The 22153-nt window shown below is 42.0% G+C and carries 20 protein-coding genes; 9 read left to right on the top strand and 11 right to left on the bottom strand.

The window, feature by feature from the left end; all coding sequences use genetic code 11:
* Window positions 1-330: 330 nt before the first annotated feature.
* The 6 genes from dinG (at window position 331) to Q1J64_RS14720 (ending at window position 6813) form a co-directional block, all read left to right on the top strand.
* Window positions 331-3102, top strand: a complete 2772-nt coding sequence (dinG, locus tag Q1J64_RS14745) for an ATP-dependent DNA helicase DinG (RefSeq protein ID WP_301109860.1) — start codon at window positions 331-333, stop codon at window positions 3100-3102.
* Between the two features lie 240 nt (window positions 3103-3342).
* Complete coding sequence (locus tag Q1J64_RS14740; RefSeq protein WP_301109859.1) at window positions 3343-3822, top strand: cell wall elongation regulator TseB-like domain-containing protein; 480 nt, start codon at window positions 3343-3345, stop codon at window positions 3820-3822.
* 37 nt (window positions 3823-3859) lie between these two features.
* A complete protein-coding gene (locus Q1J64_RS14735; RefSeq protein ID WP_301109858.1) occupies window positions 3860-5053 on the top strand; it encodes a pyridoxal phosphate-dependent aminotransferase in 1194 nt (397 codons plus the stop codon).
* Between the two features lie 61 nt (window positions 5054-5114).
* Window positions 5115-5825 carry a DnaD domain-containing protein gene (locus Q1J64_RS14730; RefSeq protein WP_301109857.1) on the top strand — a complete coding sequence of 237 codons (711 nt, stop codon included), beginning with the start codon at window positions 5115-5117 and terminating at the stop codon, window positions 5823-5825.
* Between the two features lie 8 nt (window positions 5826-5833).
* Window positions 5834-6481, top strand: a complete 648-nt coding sequence (gene nth / locus Q1J64_RS14725) for an endonuclease III (RefSeq protein WP_301109856.1) — start codon at window positions 5834-5836, stop codon at window positions 6479-6481.
* Complete coding sequence (locus Q1J64_RS14720) at window positions 6478-6813, top strand: YpoC family protein (protein ID WP_301109855.1); 336 nt, start codon at window positions 6478-6480, stop codon at window positions 6811-6813. The genes nth and Q1J64_RS14720 overlap by 4 nt, the downstream gene beginning before the upstream one ends.
* 289 nt (window positions 6814-7102) lie before the next feature.
* On the opposite strand, the gene Q1J64_RS14715 is transcribed toward Q1J64_RS14720, so the two are convergent.
* Both Q1J64_RS14715 and recU read right to left on the bottom strand, forming a co-directional pair.
* Window positions 7103-9793, bottom strand: coding sequence for a transglycosylase domain-containing protein (locus tag Q1J64_RS14715; RefSeq protein WP_301109854.1), 2691 nt, complete (start codon window positions 9791-9793; stop codon window positions 7103-7105).
* Complete coding sequence (gene recU / locus Q1J64_RS14710) at window positions 9790-10431, bottom strand: Holliday junction resolvase RecU (RefSeq protein ID WP_301109853.1); 642 nt, start codon at window positions 10429-10431, stop codon at window positions 9790-9792. Before recU ends, Q1J64_RS14715 begins: the two co-directional genes overlap by 4 nt.
* A 187-nt stretch (window positions 10432-10618) precedes the next feature.
* On the opposite strand from recU, the gene Q1J64_RS14705 reads away from it, so the two are divergent.
* Complete coding sequence (locus Q1J64_RS14705; RefSeq protein WP_301109852.1) at window positions 10619-10996, top strand: YppE family protein; 378 nt, start codon at window positions 10619-10621, stop codon at window positions 10994-10996.
* A complete protein-coding gene (locus Q1J64_RS14700) occupies window positions 10989-13256 on the top strand; it encodes a DEAD/DEAH box helicase (protein ID WP_483315965.1) in 2268 nt (755 codons plus the stop codon). Before Q1J64_RS14705 ends, Q1J64_RS14700 begins: the two co-directional genes overlap by 8 nt.
* 20 nt (window positions 13257-13276) lie before the next feature.
* Here Q1J64_RS14700 and Q1J64_RS14695 read toward each other — a convergent pair whose 3' ends face one another.
* The 9 genes from Q1J64_RS14695 to Q1J64_RS14660 all read right to left on the bottom strand — a co-directional run bounded on the left by Q1J64_RS14695 (window position 13277) and on the right by Q1J64_RS14660 (window position 19174).
* Window positions 13277-13483: a hypothetical protein gene (locus tag Q1J64_RS14695; RefSeq protein WP_301109851.1), complete on the bottom strand. Its 207-nt coding sequence runs from the start codon at window positions 13481-13483 to the stop codon at window positions 13277-13279.
* 45 nt (window positions 13484-13528) lie between these two features.
* Window positions 13529-13888: a hypothetical protein gene (locus Q1J64_RS14690; protein WP_301109850.1), complete on the bottom strand. Its 360-nt coding sequence runs from the start codon at window positions 13886-13888 to the stop codon at window positions 13529-13531.
* Between the two features lie 33 nt (window positions 13889-13921).
* Window positions 13922-14239 (bottom strand): hypothetical protein, encoded by a 318-nt coding sequence (locus Q1J64_RS14685; RefSeq protein ID WP_301109849.1) that lies wholly within the window; start codon window positions 14237-14239, stop codon window positions 13922-13924.
* A gap of 112 nt (window positions 14240-14351) precedes the next feature.
* Entirely contained in the window at window positions 14352-15104 is a 753-nt protein-coding gene (locus Q1J64_RS14680; protein WP_301109848.1) for a recombinase family protein, read from the bottom strand.
* Between the two features lie 86 nt (window positions 15105-15190).
* Entirely contained in the window at window positions 15191-15952 is a 762-nt protein-coding gene (locus Q1J64_RS14675; RefSeq protein ID WP_301109847.1) for a hypothetical protein, read from the bottom strand.
* A gap of 318 nt (window positions 15953-16270) precedes the next feature.
* The gene (locus tag Q1J64_RS14670; RefSeq protein WP_301109846.1) at window positions 16271-17503 is read right to left on the bottom strand and encodes a hypothetical protein; all 1233 of its coding nucleotides are present in this window, start codon (window positions 17501-17503) and stop codon (window positions 16271-16273) included.
* A gap of 56 nt (window positions 17504-17559) precedes the next feature.
* Entirely contained in the window at window positions 17560-17754 is a 195-nt protein-coding gene (locus tag Q1J64_RS14665; RefSeq protein ID WP_301109845.1) for a hypothetical protein, read from the bottom strand.
* Between the two features lie 27 nt (window positions 17755-17781).
* Window positions 17782-17943: an ImmA/IrrE family metallo-endopeptidase gene (locus tag Q1J64_RS16745; RefSeq protein ID WP_367183442.1), complete on the bottom strand. Its 162-nt coding sequence runs from the start codon at window positions 17941-17943 to the stop codon at window positions 17782-17784.
* Between the two features lie 211 nt (window positions 17944-18154).
* A complete protein-coding gene (locus tag Q1J64_RS14660; protein ID WP_301109844.1) occupies window positions 18155-19174 on the bottom strand; it encodes a hypothetical protein in 1020 nt (339 codons plus the stop codon).
* Between the two features lie 692 nt (window positions 19175-19866).
* On the opposite strand from Q1J64_RS14660, the gene Q1J64_RS14655 reads away from it, so the two are divergent.
* Window positions 19867-22089, top strand: coding sequence for a 5'-nucleotidase C-terminal domain-containing protein (locus Q1J64_RS14655; protein WP_301109842.1), 2223 nt, complete (start codon window positions 19867-19869; stop codon window positions 22087-22089).
* Window positions 22090-22153 lie beyond the last annotated feature (64 nt).

Genomic DNA, 22153 nt, shown 5'->3' with positions numbered 1-22153 from the left:
ATGTGAGTCCTCCTTGGTTATTATTAGGGGTCAAGTAGTCGATGCCTTGACACCCCCGAATCATACCAAGGGGACTTTTCTATTTCAATAGGGCTCCACTAACCAAACAGGAATGCTCTGGGAGGATTAGCTCACCGCGGGCCCTCCAGAACGCGTCCGCTCGAAATGTAGGGAAACGTATATCACCACAAATTATCTTTAAAAGGTATAAACCCAAGAAACCCATTTTAAAGCATATGGGTTTCTTTTTTGGTGAGGGCAAGACGTGAGTAGGCGTGCTAAGTATGATACAATTTGCTAGAGAAACCAAAATAGGAAGTGGATGATGGGATGTCTACAAGCAAATACGCAGTTGTGGATCTGGAAACCACGGGTCATTCACCTTCTAAGGGCGACCGAATCATACAGATTGCAATTGTCTTCATTGAAAACAACCAAATTATCGATACATATATGCGTTACGTGCATCCTCAGCGTGCCATTCCGCCCTTCATTCACCAATTAACTTCAATCGGTGATCAGGACGTAGCAGACGCACCCCCATTTGAAGAAATCGCGCAGGAAGTAGCAGATTTATTGGCCGGGTGTGTATTTGTTGCGCATAATACCGACTTTGACGTGTCCTTTTTGCAAAAAGAACTTGAGCGATGCGGAGTTGCAAAATGGCATGGACAAAAGATTGATACTGTAGAGCTTGCGAAGATTCTGTATCCTACGCTGCAGAGCTATCGATTGCAGGACATTGCCGAAGCACTGCATATCTCTCTCCATCAAGCACACCGGGCAGATGACGATGCGGAAGCAACAGCCAAATTCTTATTGCAGGCAATAGCGAAGATCGATACGCTGCCTAGAGAAACGCTGGATCGTCTTCACGAGCGTTCATTTGCACTCAAATCAGATCTGTCTACGTTATTTTACGAAGGACGGCGCGCGGCGCAAGGCAGGGAAACATCTAGGGATTTTGCTTTCTTTCGAGGAATCCCATTCCTGAAAATGAAAGAAACACCGGTATTTCCTACTGCGTCGCTGGATTTCCCATCCACTGATGAAGAAAAAGAACAGTTACTGCAGATGATCAGCTCGAAGTTTCATGTTAGAAGAGGCCAGGCTGAACTGATGGATCTAACTTGGCAGGCTTTCGCTGAAAAGAAACAAGTGGCTGTCGAAATCCCAACAGGAGTAGGCAAAACAATCGGTTATTTAATTCCTGCCGTACTGCAAGCATCTATGACTAGAAAGCCTGTAGTCATCAGCACGTACACCAATCATCTGGTCGATAAGTTAGCGGAAGAAGTGGAACAGCTGGAAAAAGCGTTGCAATTGCAAATACCGACTACTGTCATCAAAGGCATGGCTAATTATATTTCATTGGGGAAATTCGAGGAATTATTGCGTTTTACCGACGAAGTCTATGATGATTCCATGACAATCATGCAGTTGCTCGTCTGGCTAACAGAGACACAGACAGGCGATGTCGATGAAGTGAATGTCTCAGGCGGCGGTCAACTGTTTGTCGATCGAATTCGAAAGCGTTCCACATTATTGAAAGAAGATGAACGGGCTGCAGATTTTTACTCGCGTATTGTTGCGCGGAGCAGAAAGTCGATGATCGTCGTAACCAATCACGCGATGCTGATGAACGATAAAGAACGAAACGATCCATTGTTTCAGTCAATTGGCGGTCTTATTGCAGATGAAGCTCATCAGATATATCAAGCGGCGATTCGTACGCATGAGCAGGTCTTTTCCTATACAAATTGGAAATACGTCATGAGTCAGCTGAATTCATTCAGCAACGGGCAGCTGCTATTTGATATTCAAGAGATCTTATTGCGTTTTCATTTTAATCATAAATACGCTACTGAAAAATTACAGCAATCTTTTGAAGAATTCATGCTTGCGTTTGATGAGTCAATGATCGCGCTAATGAATGCGAGTACGAAGCATGGGAATCAGCGTTCGACACGTACAGTTGAAACGCTGCAGAAACAATTGCCAGAGTCAGACAGTTTCCGGACGGTCCTGCGAAAAATGAATCACTATATTTCGCAAGCTGAAAATTACATTGCTCCTTTAGAAAAAGTGCCGAATGAATTGACACTGCATGAGCAGGCCGCGGTAAATGAGTGGCTTTATTGGCTCGATGAAATGAAAATCAAAGCGGGCGAATGGGTAGAGTTGTTCTTGGATGAAGCGACAAATAACACAACAGTATGGATGGAGAAAGATAGCAGAAGTCTGCCGGGCAGTTTGCGGATTAAAAAAAGTCCGATTCATGCTAGTCCGGTTGTTCGTTCCTTCCTAGACCGGCTAGAAGGTGAAGTAGGAATCATTTGGACATCAGGTACGTTAACAGCAGGTAAGGACGAACGGTTTGTGCTGGATCAAATCGGTGTTTCCGACACAGTCCCGCTATATACTTATGATGCGCCGAATAATTTTTATGCAGGTGCAAATACTTTCATAGTGGAAGATATGCCGGATATTCAGCAAGTGACGAACGATGAATATATTGCAGCAGTGGCGGATTCGCTGATTCAGACAGCAGTAGCGATTAACGGACGTGTTTTCGCTTTATTCCTGTCACATGACATGCTGAAAAAAACGTATGAAGAAATTCTCGACAGCGGGTCGCTTCAAGAAGATTATATGTTGATTGCGCAAGGCGTCAGTTCGGGTAGTCGTCATAAGCTTCTGAAGACGTTTAAACAGCAAGAGAAAGCCATTTTATTCGGCACGACAAGTTTTTGGGAAGGCGTCGATGTACCGAGCGACGAATTATCGGCTGTCGTCATTGTCCGCCTCCCATTCACTTCTCCTGAAGAACCACTGTATAAAGCACGTGCTGCCCTTTTACAGGAAGATAGGAAAAACGCCTTCACGCATCTTGGCCTGCCGGAAGCAATACTTCGTTTCCGCCAAGGTTTCGGAAGATTGATTCGCTCGTCAGATGAAAAAGGATTCTTTATCATCCTGGATCGGCGTATCGAAACGAAATCCTATGGAAGAAATTTCTTGGAAGCATTGCCAAAATCTTTTGTGAAAAAAGTATCCTTGGAGACTCTGGTGAACGAGATCGAAAATTGCTATAATGATTGATGAAGTAAAAGCGGAAAGCGCCTGTTCAGAGGCGGCAGGCATAAGGCGAAGTTGCGAAGCGGCGTTCTTTGTCGCACAGCAACTTTGACTTATGACCCGAGCCTCTAGGTGCTTGCAGCTGGATAAAGTAAAAGCGGAAGGCGCGGTTTAGTCTCGACAGGCACTGGATACTTTTTACTTCCTGAAATTAGGAAAAAGAATTATCAAAAATCAAGTTTTATTCGATAGGAAGGGCTGCATATGGTCAATTGGATTAAATTTTTATCCGTTTTTTTACTAACCCTTTTTGTCACGATTACGATTATTGTCTTCTATCAGGCGGAAAAGCCATTTGCTTCTTCACGGGATGCTGCAATTGATATTGCGCGTCAGGAAGGAAAGCTTGCGACAGTCGATCGTGCGGATGTGTATCATGGCACTACTTCATTGGTTTCTGTTTACGGAATAGATGGAGAAGGAAAGGACAAAATAATTTTAGTGGATGAGCAGGCAGGAAAAGTCATCCGCAGTGTTTCGCCCAAAAAAGGTATTACAGAGCAAAAAGCCGCAGACATCGTGAAAAAAGAAGACAAGGTCAAGAAAATTCTTCATTCATCACTCGGGCTGGAAAAAGAGAATTTACTCTGGGAAGTGGCATATGTGGGTGAAGATGAAAGCTTGAATTATGTCTATCTGAACTTTGAGGATGGCGAGTGGCGTAAGCGAATTATGAATTTATAGATGAGAGTGGAATTAGGATTAAAGGGGAGCGGACAATTTGAGAAAACAATTAGCATCAAGAGTACAAACGTTAGCACCATCTACAACATTAGCGATTACAGCGAAAGCTAAAGAAATGAAAGCATCGGGCATCGATGTAGTTGGTTTGGGAGCAGGCGAGCCGGACTACAACACACCTGAAAACATTTTGGGTGCAGCTTATCAATCGATGAAAGATGGCAAGACAAAATATACTCCATCCGGCGGACTTCCGGTATTAAAAGATGCGATAATTGACAAATTGAAGAGAGATCAGGGATTGACTTACGACCGTAAAGAAGTATTGGTTGGCATAGGAGCAAAGCACGTTTTGTTCACACTGTTTCAAGTGCTGCTAGACAAAGGGGATGAAATTATCATTCCGTCTCCATACTGGGTCAGTTATCCTGAACAGGTGAAATTGGCAGAAGGCGTACCGGTATTTATTGAGGGAACGGCAGCTGAACAATTTAAAGTCACAGCTAAACAGATTGGCGAAGCTGCGACAGAGAAGACCAAAGCGTTAATCATCAATTCACCGGGCAACCCAACAGGAATGATTTATACAAAAGAAGAATTACAGGCCATTGCAGATGTGTGCCGTGAAAAAGATATTTGGATCATTTCAGATGAAATTTATGAAAAACTTGTCTATGACGGTAAAGAACATGTGTCGATTGCACAATTGTCAGATGACGCAAAAGAGCGTACGCTCATTATTAACGGCGTATCGAAGTCACACTCGATGACTGGCTGGCGGATTGGCTATATTGCAGGTGATGCAGAAGTAGTCGGCGCGATGACAAACTTAGCAAGTCACTCTACATCTAATCCTGCGACAACTTCACAATATGCGGCACTTGAGGCGTATAACGGACCTCAGGATGCAGTAGAAGTGATGCGTAAAGATTTCGAATCAAGAATGAATCAAATTTATCCGAAGCTTGCGGCGATCCCAGGATTTCATGTATTGAAGCCTGAAGGTGCTTTCTACTTCTTGCCGGACGTAGGCGAAGCGATGAAGAATACAGGATATGATTCAGTGGATGATTTTGCAAGTGCGTTATTAACGGAAGCAAAAGTAGCGGTTATTCCGGGATCAGGTTTCGGATCCGATACAACAATCCGTTTATCATACGCAACATCGATCGACCAACTGGAAAAAGGTGTCGATCGCATCGCACAGTTTGTGAAAGATCATTGGAAAGCCTGACCGCATCCCTTGGAAAGTACAGAAGCAAATAGTCATTTGCTGATGAGAGGAAGTTTCAATTATGCAGCAAGATGAACGGCTGAAAATTTGGATTGAGCAGGGAAATGTATCTATTTCCCAGCTCTTTTTTCAACATTACAGACAACTGTTAATTTCAGACAGTGATGCCATGGTTGTATTGCAGATTTTGTCGTTTCAAGGCGTTGGAAATCATTTTCCCACCCCTGTAGATATTGCCAGCCGCATGCAACTTAGCGAAAAAGAAATCACGGAGAGTCTGCAGCGGCTCATGCAAAAAGGATTATTCGCTATTGAACAGAGCACGGATGAAAGAGCAGTGCTTCATGAACGTTTTTCGCTTATGCCTTTATGGAATCGTCTCACAGAGCTTCTTGTGAAGCAGGAAGCCGAGAAGCAGGAGAAGCAAAGTAAGAATGAAGAAGGGGAAGTCTATACGTTGTTTGAACAGGAATTTGGACGGTTTTTATCCCCGATGGAATGTGAAACCATTGCGATGTGGATCGATAAAGATGGCCACACAGCTGAAATTATACGAGCCGCATTAAGAGAAGCAGTGTTAGCTCAGAAAATGAGCTTGCGGTACATTGACCGGATTTTATTTGAATGGAAAAAGAAAAACGTCAAAACGATGAAAGACGTAGAAAGACAGACACAGGCTTTTCGCCCTGTTGCAGCTGTCGCTGCTAATCAGACGCCAGAAAATCCGGTTAAACGCGTACCTTTCTATAATTGGCTAGAGGAACGGGAATAGGAGATACTATGCTGACAAAAACACAATGGCAAGTCTGCCTGCAAACTTTCGACGAGATGTTCCCGGATGCTCATTGTGAACTTGTTCATAAAAATCCGTTTGAGTTACTGATTGCAACATTGTTGTCTGCTCAATGTACAGATGTCCTGGTGAACCGTGTCACTGCTGATCTGTTTCAGAAGTATAAAGGGCCAGAAGATTATGTACTGGTGTCTATAGAGGAGCTGCAGCAGGATATACGTTCCATCGGACTATGGCGCAATAAATCAAAGAATATTAAAGCATTGAGTGAACTATTGATCGAAGACTATGAAGGGGAAGTGCCGGCGAGCCGTGATGTCATGATGACATTGCCGGGTGTCGGACGCAAAACAGCGAATGTAGTTGTCTCAAACGCGTTTGGCGTACCGGCATTGGCTGTCGATACACATGTGGAACGCGTCGCCAAGCGCCTGGGCATGAACCGATGGAAAGACCGTCCGATTGATGTGGAAGAAAAAATCATGCGTTGGACTCCGATGGAAAAGTGGACACAGACACATCATCAGGTGATTTTCTTTGGCCGCTATCATTGTAAAGCGCAAAATCCGAATTGTCCTGAATGTCCGCTGCTTCATTTATGCAGAGAGGGCCAGAAAAGGATGAAAGCAAAATGAACCAACAGGAACTAAAAGACTCAGTGCAACATCTATTAGCAGAATGGGACAGGCTGAGACCTGATCTCCAAACCGCTTATGCTTCACATACACCGGAAAGACTGGAATTACTTCAGTCGGCAATTGAGCCGCTTGAGCAGCTGATTGAAAGCAGTGGAATGGAAGAAAACAAGTTTACGGGCAAGATGCACTATGTACTGGAGCCGAATAACTATCAGGAACGAATAGATTTCATTAAGCTTCAGAACACGAGTCACTATGCGCTGATACAATTAACGATGCTTTATGAGGAAGTTAAAAAGAAGGCTGCTCGACTGCGAGTGCAGAAATAAAGTTAGGACTGAACTAGGAGATAATCTGTCTTCTTGGTCAGTCTTTTTTTAGTTGAATAGAAGCTGATAGGCAGGGGAACGAACCAATACTCCGGTGTACCGCACCAAAGGTCTAACTTGGCGCGCCAAAACAAGCCTGAACCGAGCATTAGTAAAGCTACACCGCACGAATCTCCCCAACGAACGAGCCAAGCCAGCATTTCACCGCGCCTTTCTTTATTCTAAAGGAAAAAATGAAGAGGATGTCAGAAAAGTCAGCTGAAAATGACTTTCCGAACATCCTCTTTCTTTAGTTGTTGTTAGACTTAGACGAGTTAGGGGTCGAAATGCTCGGGCTATTTCCTTGTCCCTGGCCCTGGCCTTGACCTTGACCTTGACCTTGACCTTGACCTTGACCACCTTGATTTCCTTGTCCTTGGTTATTCTGGTTGCCTTGATTATTTTGTCCGTTTTCATTGCCTTGGTTGTTTTGATTATCTTGACCCTGACCTTGATTATTGGAGTTGTCTTGATCGGAATTGTCATTCTGATTCTGATCATCATCCTCATCGCCATTATTTTGATCATTATTGCCATTATCGTCTTGATCGTCCTGATCTGGCTGTTCTATCTCCTGGTCATCCGCGCCTTCAATGGATAATGTAACCGTAGTAGCACCGCTCGTGTAACCACCCATACTGGCGCTGACGGAGAATGTATAGCTTTTCCCTACTTCCACACCAGAGAACACAGCCTGTTCATCAGAAGTAGTCGTGATGTTTTGCATCCCGCCTCCGTCAACTGAGACATTTACACTGAACTGAGGGTCGCCGAGATCATCGAATTCATCCGCAACATCATAATTCCACTGCAGTCCTACCGTATTATTGTTTGCATCAAATTGAGCAGTCAAATCGGTTGGACTCGGTATTGTAATTGTTTCAGGTATTTCTTGCTGAGTAGGCAAAGTACCTTTAACAAATAACTCAGAGCTCACTGCGCCTGACGAGAATGAACTTGCCAAAACAATCGGGTCACTGCCTTTGACAATTGTTGCTTCTTCTACTGAGTCAGGCTGTTTAAATTGTCCTGGATTATTCGCGATACTGCCCATGACTGTACGGAATAATTTCTGCGGTACATGACGGCCTTTATCGTAGGTAGAGATAGGCGTCACATAGTCTGCATAACCGCCCCATGTAGAAATTGTATATTCTGTTGTGTAACCGGTGAACCAGGTATCCGGTACATCTGTACTCTTCATATTATGTTTTTTCATCGTTTTAGCAGAATAATTGGTTGTACCGGTTTTGCCGGCAATGTCCAATCCGCTGATCGCTGCATTTGGTGCTGTACCTTTAGATGAAAGCACTTCACGCAGTACATCGGTAATCATATAGGCTGTGGAATCTTTCATTGCCGTTACAGGATCAGGACGCAGATTTTTCTCCGTCTTGCCGTCACGCATCGTAATTTTCGATACAGCATGCGGTTTTGTATAAATTCCGCCGTTACCAAACGCTGCATACGCACCAGCCATTTGAATAGTGGAGAATTCGTCGCCGCCGCCTAATGCGTTAGACGAACTGATGTCTTTGTATGTGAGTCCGAGTCCAGAAGCGAATCCTTCCGCTTTTTTTGCTCCAACTTCCTCAAAAGCTTTGACAGCTGGAATATTACGGGAATAATACAGTGCTTCACGCATAGTCAGTGTGCCGAGGAAACGACCGTCCGCGTTATTGATCGACTTATTTGAGCCCTTATATTTATAAGGTTCATCAACAACTTTTTGTCCTGTAGACCAGTCCATATATTCAATGGCTGGACCGTAGGAAAGAATTGGTTTGATACTTGATCCAGGCGCCCGCTTCTGCTCTGCGAAGTTCATATTTCGTCCGGCATACTCTCGACCGCCACCAATTGCGACGATGGCACTTGTCTGCGTATCAAGTACTGTCATACCAGCCTGCATTTCTTCTGATTCGTAATAACTTGGATCGTCTATTGCCGCTTCAACTGTTTCCTGCACTTTAGGGTCCAATGAAGTATGCACCGTGATGCCTTCTGCTAATAAATCAGAGTATCCCGCTGCTTCAAGTTCATCAAGCACCGCATCCACATAGGCCGGATATTTGCCATTCGAATCCCGTTCTTCCTCTGCTAAGAGAGTAGATGTAACCGGCACTTTCTTTGCTGCTTCCATTTCATTTTTTGTAATCTTTTCATGTCTTTGCATAAGTGTCAGAACGATATTGCGTCGCTTTTCTGCACGTTCTGGATGTTTAAAAGGATTATAGCCGTTTGGATACTGAGGCATTCCCGCAAGCATTGCCATTTCGGGCAATTCCAGCTCATTCAGTTTTTTGCCGAAGAAGTAGCTGGCACCCGTACCGAAACCGTAGCGATTCCCGGACATCAGCACTTTATTGAAATACATTTCAAAAATTTCTTCTTTTGAGTATTCTCTTTCTAATTTAAAAGCAAGCCATGCTTCCTGAGCTTTCCGTTTCAGAGTCTTCTCTTTATTAAGGAAAGAGTTCTTAATAACTTGTTGTGTCAGAGTGGAAGCACCTTGAGATCCAAACCCTCCCCGCAAGTTACCGAGCACTGCGCCGCCTAAACGATAAAAATCCATGCCGCCATGCTCGAAGAAACGTACGTCTTCCGTGGCCAGAATGGCGTCTTTCATTTGCTGAGGAATTTCATCATACGGTACATAATCTCGTTTTTCCGCACCAAATTTCAGGAAGATTTCTCCATTTTTGTCCATGAAATTGGATGTCAATGGATCTTTCAGTAATTCTTCATCTAAATCTGGAGCCGAGCTTGCATAAAAGGCAAACAGCGATGCACCGCCGACCAATACAGCGAGTCCCAAAAGAAAGATTCCCATAATGACTTTTTTGAAAATACCTTTTGGTGAATTTTTGCGCGGCTTCTTTTTCTGCTGCTTCTCCTGCTGCTTTCTTCTTGCCGTCCTTGAGTTTATATTGTCACTCATTTTTCTTCCTGCCTTTCACTATCTATATCTAGTCTTTTTTGCTGAATCCATTGTTGAACAGCCTGTAAATAATCCAACCTGGGTTGGTAACCGGTCTCGATTTCAATTGAACGTTCTTCAATTTCATCAAGCGTAATCGACTTTCTTCCGCCGTCTTCCATTCGATTCCACAAGGGGAGAAACACATCAAACGGCAATAAGAAATAGCGATCAAGTAAGCTAAAATGAATAATAAAAAAAGCCAACCCTGATTGTTCGATTACTTGTTTCATATGTTCTACTTGATGCAAATGAATATTTTGCAGCGGCAGAGAAGTTTTGTTTTTCGTCTCTTTCGCTTCAAAATCCATGTAAAAACCATTCCACACGCCATTATAATCTGTAGTGGAAGGGGTACGGAAATAGGCTTCTGTAATGACCGCAGCACTCCTTGAAGGGTACCTGACATTGACTACTTGTATCGGCACAGGTTTTTTATGGATCACGGCCAGACTGTGAGCCAGGTAATATTCATTTGTATCGTTTAACTCATCCTCTAATGACTTACCCCGATTACTGAAAGAATAGTCATAGGATTTCTTTTTATTTGCAGGTACGGACGGAGTATATTTTTTTCCGTTTGGATAACGAATCGCCAAATTGACCACCTCGTACGCTCAATCATACCATACACGTTATTTGACGAGTTACTAAAAAGAAAGTTTCACACGACCGACATGGACAGGTTCATTGGCTATTTTGGAATGTTTGTTCGCAGAAAGTGGAGAGGTGCAGGCTTTTCTGATAAAATGAAGACAGTGACGAAATGAAGAAGGAGTTATCCCAATGAGTCTATTAGATGAAACAAATAAACTGCTCGCCATTTGTGATGAATGTGAAGAGCGTTTTTATACAATGAGAGAAACAGATCATGACCCGGAGTTTTTTGAAGAGGTGAAACCATACGCAGACATCAGTCACCAAGCAATTGCGGGCTGGGCTATTGAAATGAAAGAGTGGATACAAAAAGCAAAGCCGAAATATGTACATGCTGTCCAAATTGATTCGACGAAAGATGCCATGACGCAGTTTGTCGTCCAGTCTTTTTACAAAGCGACAGGCAAAAAGCGTTTTATCCTCTCTATCAACGCAGCTCGTTACACACTACAGACCGTCTTAACCGCATTGGCAAGTGAAAAAGGAAAGGATCAGCCGAATGACTAAGTTAAATATTCCTGATCTGATTCAGCAAATGTTTAATGATTCGCGTTTCGGACCGAACATTTCATATATTGAGACACAGAAAGAGCAGGAAGCCATAGTTGCAGATTTCCCTCCTGTGCTACACCCTTCCATACGACAGGCGTTGGCTGATAAGGGGATTACACAACTTTACAGCCATCAGCGCCAGGCATTTGACGCGGTGCGTGAAGGTCATTCCATTACTGCAATTACACCGACGGCATCGGGAAAATCACTTTGTTATCATCTGCCGGTATTGCAGTCCATTTTGGACAACTCGTCATCACGAGCGCTGTACCTGTTCCCGACAAAAGCTTTGGCGCAGGATCAATTGGCGGATTTGCATAATCTGATCGAAGCGAGCGGAGAGAAGATTTTGAGCCATACGTACGACGGTGATACTGCGCCCGGACTGCGTTCAAAAGTCCGGAAATCAGGACATATCATTCTGACAAATCCAGATATGCTGCATTCAGCTATATTGCCGCATCATACAAAGTGGATTTCATTGTTCGAAAATCTGAAGTATATCGTAGTCGACGAACTTCACACGTATAAAGGTGTGTTTGGCAGTCATGTCGCGCACGTTATGCGGAGACTGCAACGGATCTGCCGGTTTTACGGAAGCGATCCGATTTTCATCTGCACTTCTGCGACGATTTCCAATGCAAAAGAATTAGCTGAGAATCTAACGAATAAAGAGATGGTGCTCATTGACAAAAACGGTGCACCGCGTGGTAAAAAGCATTTCGTATTCTATAATCCGCCGATTGTACATGATGTATTTGGTATACGCAGAAGTGCAGTGCTGGAAGTCCGTGATCTTGGCGCGTTTTTGTATCAGGAGCATATCCAGACCATCATTTTCGCTCGCAGCCGTGTCCGTGTGGAAATGCTCGTTACTTATATGAAGGAACTGACGAAAAAGAAGTTGTTTGATGAAACGGTGATGGGCTACCGCGGCGGTTATTTACCATCTGAACGCAGAAAAATTGAAAGTGGCCTGAAAAACGGTAATATCCGAACAGTCGTCAGCACGAACGCACTGGAACTTGGAATTGATATTGGGCAGTTGCAAGCCTGTATTATGACGGGCTACCCGGGAAATATTGCAAGTGCATTACAGCAGGCAGGAAGAGCGGGTAGACGCCAGGAAGATGCACTCATAATTTACGTTGCGCAGTCCATGCCGCTCGATCAATACATTATCAAGCATCCTTCTTATCTGTTAGGTCAGCAGCCGGAAGAGATTCATATTCATCCAGATAATATGCTGATTTTAATGGATCATCTAAAGTGCGCTTCATTCGAATTGCCATTCAGTTCAACGGAAACGTACGGCGAATTTGAAGTACAGGAGTTGTTGGCATTCCTGCAGAGCGAAGGCGTATTGCTGCAAACTTCGGATAAATGGCACTGGATGACCGATCGTTTTCCGGCAGGGGAGATAAGCCTGCGTTCTGCTTCTCAGGAAAATGTCATTATCATCGATCAGTCGTTTCCGAAAGAGACCCGTGTGATTGGGGAGATGGATCGCTTCAGTGCAATGACACTGCTGCATGAAGAAGCGATTTATTTGCATCAAGGAACGCAGTATCAAGTGGAGAAACTGGATTGGGAAGAAAAGAAGGCGTATGTCACAGTAGTCGACGTTGATTATTTCACTGATGCGAATCTTGCAGTGGAATTGAAAGTAATCAGTGAGGATAAGAGAATCGATACAGAAGATCGGACATGGGCATACGGCGATTTGGCGGTGCTGGCGATTCCGACGATATTTAAGAAGATTAAGTTTGGAAATAGTCACGACAATATCGGTTCGGGTCCAATATCGTTACCGGCTGAGGAACTGCATACGAATGGTACTTGGCTTGCATTCGATCTTCCGGAAGGTTGGGAGAAGTCCAGCCTAACAGATGCCATGAGTTCGGCAGCTTATGCCATCCAGTCACTTATTCCTCTATTCGTGAAGTGTGACCGAAGTGACATCCATGTCGTTCCGCAGGTGAAGGCTACACATACCCAGAAACCGACATTCTACATTTATGACAGCTACCCGGGCGGCATCGGTCTGAGTGAGAATATCTTTAACCGTTGGAATGAGCTACTAAGCATGACTGCTGAGCATATTAATGATTGCCGCTGTGAAATTGGCTGTCCGATCTGTATCGGAGCACAGGAAGCAGGGCAGACACAAAATAAGTTGAATGCTGAACAGCTTCTAAGAGATTTGGTCAAATAAAAAGAGGGGAGTCGAGGCGGTCAGCGCTTCAACTCCTCTTCTTTCATTAGTTTATAAATCATCTTGCGATTTATTCCTGTATGTTTTTCCAATTGCCGACCACTTATATTCGGGTTTTTTCGCAATTCATTCTGCAATACGATAACTCGCTGTTTCTTCAAGTCAGGACATTGTTTGTTCGGTGCTAAATGTTTGAACGGACCAAATCGTTCCTGGTCCCGTTTCAATGTAGAAGGCTGGCTTCCAATAATTTTGCTAAGCGCTTCAAGTGACTATCCTCGATGCTCCGTCAGGGTCTTCTGCGCAAGAACATGACGCTCTCGAGCATTCTCTAACATTTCCCGTTCCTTTGCTTCTTCATATTTCGATTCATTCCGAATCTTCACATCCACATTTACTTCCTGCGGGAGAAGGGCGTGCAAGATCAAAAGATCATCCTGTAAAGTAGCAGAAGGAAACAGACTCCCTATCAATTTCTGCTGATCAATGGGATCGAGCAGTTCTTCAAAACGGCTGGCCACTCGGAAAAACTCTGCAACTGTATCAAAATTCAACTTATCTTTCTGAATTAAATTCCTCTTTCGTTTCCGTTCCTTCAAATCATTCTGTATTTGCTGTGCCTGTTTCTCCAATAGACTATGACGTTCATCTAACTTTTCTTTTGACTATTTATCATCCAGATAGAGATCCAGCAGCTTGTCCATCTTACCGTGCATATCGGACTTTATTTTCTCCAATCGCTTCACATCAGCATCCAGACGTGCAAGCTCAGCCTCATCGAAATCAGAATCGATATAGTCGGCAATCTTTTCGGTATCAGTCAAGATATCTTTCACAGCCTGGGCGATACGATGCTTGATGCGTTTATCATTGATGCACGGCTTTACCTGGCATGCCTTATGCGTCTCGTTATTCGTGTGTGTAAGTACATATAGGCCATATCTTTGCGATTTATCTTTATTGTATGTGTATTGTTTCTTCACGCTGATTTCTTTTTGGCATGATGCGCAGATGATCGTCACGTCCCGGAGGAAATGGGGATCTGCTGGTTGCGCCGATACCGCCGATTCAATTCATTCTGGATCCGGGCATACATCAGCTCAGTGCGCAGCAGGGGATAGACACGGGTACAGTAATTGTTTCGCCGTTGATGAACGACTTCTGCAGCACACCATGATAGGCGGGGTTCTTTAGCTTGCTGAGTACCTGCTGGCTCGTCCAGCGTTTACTTTCAGCCGTCTTGCTAACTTTGTTCAACTCTCTAGCAATTGTCGTCGCGCCCAGACGCTTCTCAATGTACAGATCGTCGATGTAGGGGATCAGCCAGGACCGTTCCTCATTCACCGTGATTTCCTCGGTGTCCTTGTTATAATGATACTCTTCCGGCTGCTTGCCCCACACTTTGCCTTCCCGGGTCTTCTGCCGTTTCCCGCGCATCATCTTACGTAGTAGGTCACGTCGGGAACGCTGGGCAAGCAAATTCTTCAAATTTGATATGAACTCATCATCCTCATTGGCCAAGTCCACCACGCTGCCAGGCTCTGCAATTTTCACATGGTTCTCACGTAGTACGCCTTTTATGTACTCCCACTTAATTGTATCTAGACGGGAGAGGCGGTCCTGTTCGATGCAGAGGACTACATCAATCTTTCCGTCTTCTACCTGGTCGAGCATAGCTTCTAAGCCATCTTTGTTCAGCTTAGTTCCGCTGTCTACGTCTTTAAAGATATCGACGATGTGCCAGTTTTGTGATTGAGCATAGCTTGTCAGCTCGGTTGTCTGAGCGTTTAGGCTGTAGCGGTCTTCTTGGAGTTTGGTGGATACGCGGATGTATATGGCAGTTCTCATTTGTCATCACTCCTTTGTAAGAATATATGTTCTTATTAGATTTAAAGAAAACTCACCATTCTGGTGAGTAATAATTTATAATTGAATTAGATTAATGTGTTAGGCCCGTATTTATCGTTAATATTTTTCTTTGATTTTAAATAGGCGTCAGTATCTAATATTCCTAGTTTATATAACTGTTCTAAAGACTTATAGAGTTTGTCTGGATATGGTACGCTATCATCAACGTCACTTAGGTTATCATTTATTTCATCACTCAGACAACCAAATTTAGTTTTCAACATAGTATAAAAATTATTTTCTGTTAAAGACTCTAATTCTTTTAAACTAAATCCTATAATTGTTTGTCTTTTTCTAAGGAAGATTTTCCTTCTCGTACCTTCTCCGTAAGTCCAAAAGCTTTTACCTCTTTTAGAGAAGGATTTAACTGATGAAAATATTCCGCTTTTTGCTTCTCTAAATTCCAAAAGATCACTTAAATTTGTTACTTCTCGTCCAGATATAGATTCAGCATGATTCTTTGACTCTCCAATTATTCTCAAACCAAAATGATCTTTAATAAAAGTCGGAGTAAGGCCTTCTATAAAATCGATTAGGTGATCGATTTGATTATCACTAATCAAAACATCATGCTCTACTATTGCACAAGATAATCTTTCAAAAATAAAAGTCATTAAAGTTTCTAATGAATCCCCTTTTTCTTTTTTTGTCCCTGACTCAAATGCTCTTTTTACTTCCTCGATATGATAAGAAAATTCTTTCTTATCTTCCTCAGACGTAATGGGAGACCAAACAGTATTATCATCTGAGTTATCTACATAATCATTTAGTTTTACACCATTTACCATAATCATATACCTTCTTTGTACATGGGCTTTGTTTTAAAAAAGACTATTCCATTATCGAAATCAAATTCCGAAAGGCATTCTGGACATACTCTATTATTTTTTTTAATAAAATCAATTAAAGCTCTTTGACTGACAAAAGTAAATCGGTGAATCATGTCTTCGTCTGTATTACAGCAATCAATCACTATTTGAGGTACTATAAAGTTTGCATTTGCTAACCTGGTTAGCAACTTATTCATAATTTCAATGTCAATATCTGTTTCGAAAGATAAGTAAGAAGGGGATAATGTACTATCCGGTAAAGTTTCACAAAGCAATCTATTCATCTTTTGCAATTTTTTTACCGGGAGTTGCAGCTTTAGGTCTTGTACGATATTCAACAAGCTTACATAGTACATTATCCACAACCTCCTTGCTCGTCGTTTTATTTGATAAAGATTTTAAAGCAAAATAATTGTTCATTCTAAAGACTTTAAATGGGTATTGTTTCTCCTCAAAATTAAAGATCAAACCAATAGATGAATTATTGGAGTTGTATAGAATTTTTTTTATAATATCTCTTGAATCTAAAAAACTAAATGAATTTGCTTTATTATGTGCAGTATAATTGACTTCGCCTTTAATTGCTTCGTGTAAAAACACTTCAAAGTTCCTGTCTTTATTAATATTATGTCCATAATGAATGATAAATTCACTTTCCAGAAGATCCATTAACGCTTTTTTAATTCGGGCTTTTGTAAGATCATCATTAAAAGAAGAATCCAATTTTTGAATAGTGTCAGCAACGGAATTAAGATTCTCTGTTTCAAGTATATCCAGTTTTTTATCAATTATATCATTGTTATGATGATAAAACTCTTTTGTGATTTTTTGTAAAGCTTCTAAAATCCATTCAGTTTTTTCGAAATCGATCTTAACATACGATGAAAAGAAAAATCTCTGTATTATTCCAACTATACAATCGAAGTCGTTTCTTTTAATATTAGTCCCATTGAAAGAAACAATATTAGAAATTGAGGGAAGAGATATTACAAAGTGTTTTAACTTTTTATTATACCATACATAAAAGAAATATATCGATTTTTCATTTACCGGAGGAGTTACAGTACTATCTAGTTTAAATATAGGAGCTATAAAAGAGAAAAATATTTCTTGATCGCTTTCTTCGACATGAATAAGCTCAATACCTTTCAAATTATCACTATTAAAGTCGAAGATAAATTTTTGTTTCTTTTTAAGTTTTTCTAATTTCATCTCAGCTTTGATACGAATAGTATTTATCTCTTTTTTTGAAGGTTCGAATATGTAAATATCATTATACTGATCTAACAATAACTTCGTGATCCAAATTCTAAAAAACTCAAAGTTAATCTCTTGATTCATAAGAGAGTGCAAAGTTTGATTTTGCTTATCAATAAGCGTTCTTCCCCGAATTATATTGTTGTAATTTTCGTTTATTGTTTTAAAGTGAGAATTTTTCGCGAGTGACATAAGTTGAGCTAAATTTTCTATTTGTTGATCTGATAAGTCAAGATATTTATTAATTGTCATTTCGTATCTCTCCTCAATAAAAAGGTATTTTTTACGATAAAGGATTGTATGTCCTTTTAAATATCAATCCACTCCAAAGTCCCCAACTTCTCTCCAGCCGCGGCAAACCCATCCACTCGGTGCCTGAATATCAACTCAAGTCGATAAGCTGCGAACTCGTGGCTGACTAAAAAATAGTCAGCCACTTCTGAAATGACAACCGGCTGGTCGAAGGTGGTGATGTATACTTCTTCTATGAACCGTACTGGCATGAGGAGGTAGGCGGCCATTCGTTTAGCCTAGTTCTCGCATTTGTCGATGGCGTATTGATCAGCGCTGAGTTGTGTCTGGTGATGGGCGTACAAGTGACAGAACTCCTCCGCGATCAGCAGTTTCTTCTCGATGGCATCCAGTCCTTCTTTCAGAAAGATCGTGCCGCGTCTGCCGCGCTTACCGGGCAGGGAGAAGGCTTTAAGATGATGAGAACGTGTCTTCCTGGATTAACGGCTCGGTGAACGGCTTGTCCAGTGGCAGTATGCGGGTGCCGTAGCGCCAGCAGATGTCGTACATATCGATTTCGTCCGGGTATGTATAATGAAAATGGGAGAGGACCTTGTTGGCCCGTTCCTCCCAGTAATCTGTGTATTGTCTAAGCTGCATGAAATCACAACCTTATTTCTTGAGTTTCCAACCGCCTAATATTTTTGGTGTTGCTAGATCGGATCCATAGCTATCTACGAAATATACAGAAACTAGATCCTCGTATTTACCAGAGTTGTTCACTAGGTTCATCACCAATTCCCCAATTTGATCTACGAACCTTTCTTTTTCATGATCGGGTGAGTAGTACCAGGCATCACTTATTACCACGTTGACGATATCCCAATTGCCTTGCCTTGGCGTAACATCCAGAATGATTCCACCACCCAATTCTTTCATTTCAGCAATTGCCTGATTAAAAGATTTATCTTGTTCAGTCTTAACTGCTTCTTCAGAAGGATAGGGTACAGTGACTGTTTCGAAAACAGCATTCTTACCACCTAGTTGATTTTCGGAAGCAAGGTCCCCGGTCATTTTGTTACCTGTTTCTCCATAGATATTTTTGATATCTTCAGGCTGCGGATGTTCGTCCAAATTGAAACGGAACATAGCGTTCGCTGCAAAGTGAGCTGGTTTCCAATCAGAAGGAATATCGAATGAAGTTTCCGCAATGCCATCTTTCACTTTTACGAAGCCACTTTTATGATTCAAGTTACCGTCTATCAAAGATACTTCTAATAAACTCCCATCGGGTATATTGGTATCAATAGCAACTTTTATCTTTCCTTTTTCAGAAGTTGCTTTTACAGTGCCTTTTACATTGAGTTGTTCTTTCTTCTTTTTCTCGGCAGCTTGTTTCTTCTTTTCCGCGTCCGCTTTATCAGCAGCCACTTTTTTTGCTTCCTCGTCTTTTGAAGCTTTTTCTTTCTTTTCGCCACTTTCTTTTTGGCTATCCACAGCCACCTTTTCTTTGCTGGTAGCAGTTTCTTCTGGTGGTGGAAGTATTGAGCCTGCAATCATGATAATCACGAAGCCAACACCCGTAGCAATGCCCACTTTCTTTTTAGGTTTTTTTCTAATGATAGCAATGATTAACATGACTAGACCGATTAGAAATGTAAATGCTCCAACCACAGCCAAGAATTCTCCCATTTAAAATCCCCCTTTGATTAATTTGTCTCACATCTACAACTTAGTGAGATATTCCCATGTCTTCTGTAAAAATAAACACGGTTAATAAACCGTGGAAAACCCTAATTTGATATTATTTTACAAAACTTGTCCTTATTCTACCATTAATCCAGCTTTAAAACTACGATATTACTTAAAAAGTAAAAAATAGTATTATATTAATATACGCAGCAGTTAATTATACTTATACAAACTGAAAACATCCTATTGTCTCTAAAGGGGTAATTCACTGAAATCTGTTCCTGATTTCATATAATTTATTGCGTACAAATGTTACAAAATTTGAGGACTGGATTCTAATTTACTATATGTTATCGGGTAGGATTGGAGCGGAAGATGGGCGACTCCTGCGGGAACAGCGCGAGCCGAAGACCCTGGACTGAGCGAAGCGAGGGAAGCGGCTAAGGCCGTGCCCGCGGAAAGCGTCCCATCTGCAGCGCAAATCCCAGACTGCATAATAAATAAGCTGTCAAGCACATGTTTTAAAGACAATTCTTTTAAAGCAGTAAAAAGCACTGCCAATCCCCATTTGATTTGTGACAATTATCACATCACTGTCTTGACATATTTCGGCTCTCTAACTATACTTAGGTAGATTCTGAAATTTTAGTATTTAAGTTTAATTAATTACTATTTTAAGGGGGTAGTCGTATATGAAAAGTAAAAATGTACGCAGGTTTGGCTCGACATTTGTAGTTGCAGGTGCAGTAGTACTTGCAGGTGCTTCTGTAGGAGCTGTAGAACAGTGGTATAAAGACGTAGCGAAAGACAATACGCACTATGAAGCAATTAAAGCCTTAACAGATCAAAATGTTATTCGTGGATATTCGGAAAGTCAGTTCAAGCCCGGTAATTCAATTGAGCGCCGCCATGCAGCGTTAATTTTGGCAAAAATGGGTGATTTTCAGGAGCCGTCTAATGTGGCTGATGTCTTAAAACAGTATAAAGATCTAACAGCTAACAGCTATTATGCAAAAGAGATGGCGACGCTTACACATGCAAATGTATTTAAAGGTGATGAAAAAGGGAACTTTAATCCTACTCAAGCCTTAACTAGACAGCAAATGGCATCTGTATTGGTCAATGCATTGAATCTCGATCAATATGATTCTGGTGAGAAAGTTACTATCAACTTATCCAATGTGGGCGAGTCACACAAAAAAGGTGTACAAATTTTAGCAAACCTTGGACTAACCGACCAGTTAAAAGATTACAGACCTAATGAACCGGTAACGCGTGGGGCATTTGCATCATTTATTCATCGTGCTAATCAGTTAGTGACTCCTGAGAAGCCGGAACAACCCCAAGAGACAGGTTTTACATTATCTCTGATGCATATGAATGATTCACACGCGCGCGTTGCGGAAATGCCGAAAGCTATTACCGCTATTAAAGAAATCCGAAAAGAAAAACCAGAAGCCCTGCTTCTTCATGGTGGTGACGCATTCTCTGGAACACTGTATTTCACGGAGTTTGAAGGACAAGCTGATATGGCACTCATGAATTTGATGGGTCTTGACGCGATGGTGTTTGGTAATCATGAATTTGATCTAGGCGACAGCGAAAATGGTCATCAGGCACTGGCGAACTTTGTGAAAGGCGCTAATTTCCCTGTGATTGGAACAAATATTGATTTCTCTAAAGATCCTATGCTAAAAGACATCGTAAGTGAGACAGAGTTTACAAGTACTCCTGCCTTAGGAGAAATTCATAAAGGGCTTATAAAAGAAGTGAACGGCGAGAAAGTAGGAATCTTCGGTTTAACTACTGAAAGTACAGAATTCGTCTCCAGCCCAAAAGCAGTTAAGTTTTTGGATTATAAAGAGTCGGCCGAGAAAGCGGTAGCGTACTTTGAAAGCCAGGGAGTCAACAAAATCATTTCAGTGAATCACATCGGTTTCGACAGTGATCCGTCTGTAGGGAATGATTTACTGCTGGCAGCATCCGTCAAGGGCATAGATATTATTGTCGGCGGTCATTCGCATACGAAATTATCTAAACCGGTAGTTGTGGATAAGGATTCTAACGGAGTAAAGAAAGATCCTACGATTATTGTTCAGGCTGATCAGTATTTAACTCATCTGGGAACAATAGACGTGGAGTTTGACGAAAATGGCGTAATCACAGGACATGCCGGTGAATTGATCAAATTAAGCGACAAGGCGGAAGATCCGGAAGCTGCTGAAGTACTTAAAAAGTTCTCTGGAAAAATCGAGGAAACTTTCGGACAGGAATTCGGAGCAAATCTGACAGTTGATCTGCCCAACCCGAGACACCGCGGTGAAGATAATCCAGGGCCGAGCGTCCGTGCGAATGAAACAGCACTAGGTAACCTGATTACTGACGGAATGCTGGCAAAAGCAAAAGAATATGATCCGAAAACTGTAATTGCTCTTCAAAACGGAGGAGGAATTCGTAACAGCATAAATAAAGGGCCTGTCACGATTGGCGAAGTAATGGAAGTACTGCCTTTCGGAAATACATTATCTCTTGTTACGCTGACAGGTGCTGAAATTAAAAATACTCTGGAGCACAGTGTTAGAAATTCTCCGATTGAAGAGGGCGGATTCCTTCACATGTCCGGTATGAAGATGACATTTGACAGCAGTAAAGAAGTTGGCAATCGTGTTCAGTCCATGAAAGTGAAAATCAACGGTGAGTTCGTTGACATCGACATGGATAAAGAGTATGTAGTGACGACAAATGCTTTTACAGCACGTGGAGGGGACGGTTTCAAAGTTCTTGGCGATGCATATGATAAAGGCCGTGTTAAAGATCTTGGGCTTGATGACTGGGTGAACCTGCGTGATCACATGAAAAATCTTGGAACAGTTTCACCTGCAATTGAAGGCCGTATTGTTGATGTGAAAAAGTAAGTAATGAATCAAAAAGTCTTCTAATCGAGTAAAATCGATTGGAAGACTTTTTTGCGTCTATATT

Source organism: Sporosarcina sp. (assembly GCF_029257255.1).
Classification (GTDB): Bacteria; Bacillota; Bacilli; order Bacillales_A; family Planococcaceae; genus Sporosarcina.
Note: the sequence above shows the minus strand (reverse complement) of the source record. Positions and strands in the feature narration are given on the sequence as shown.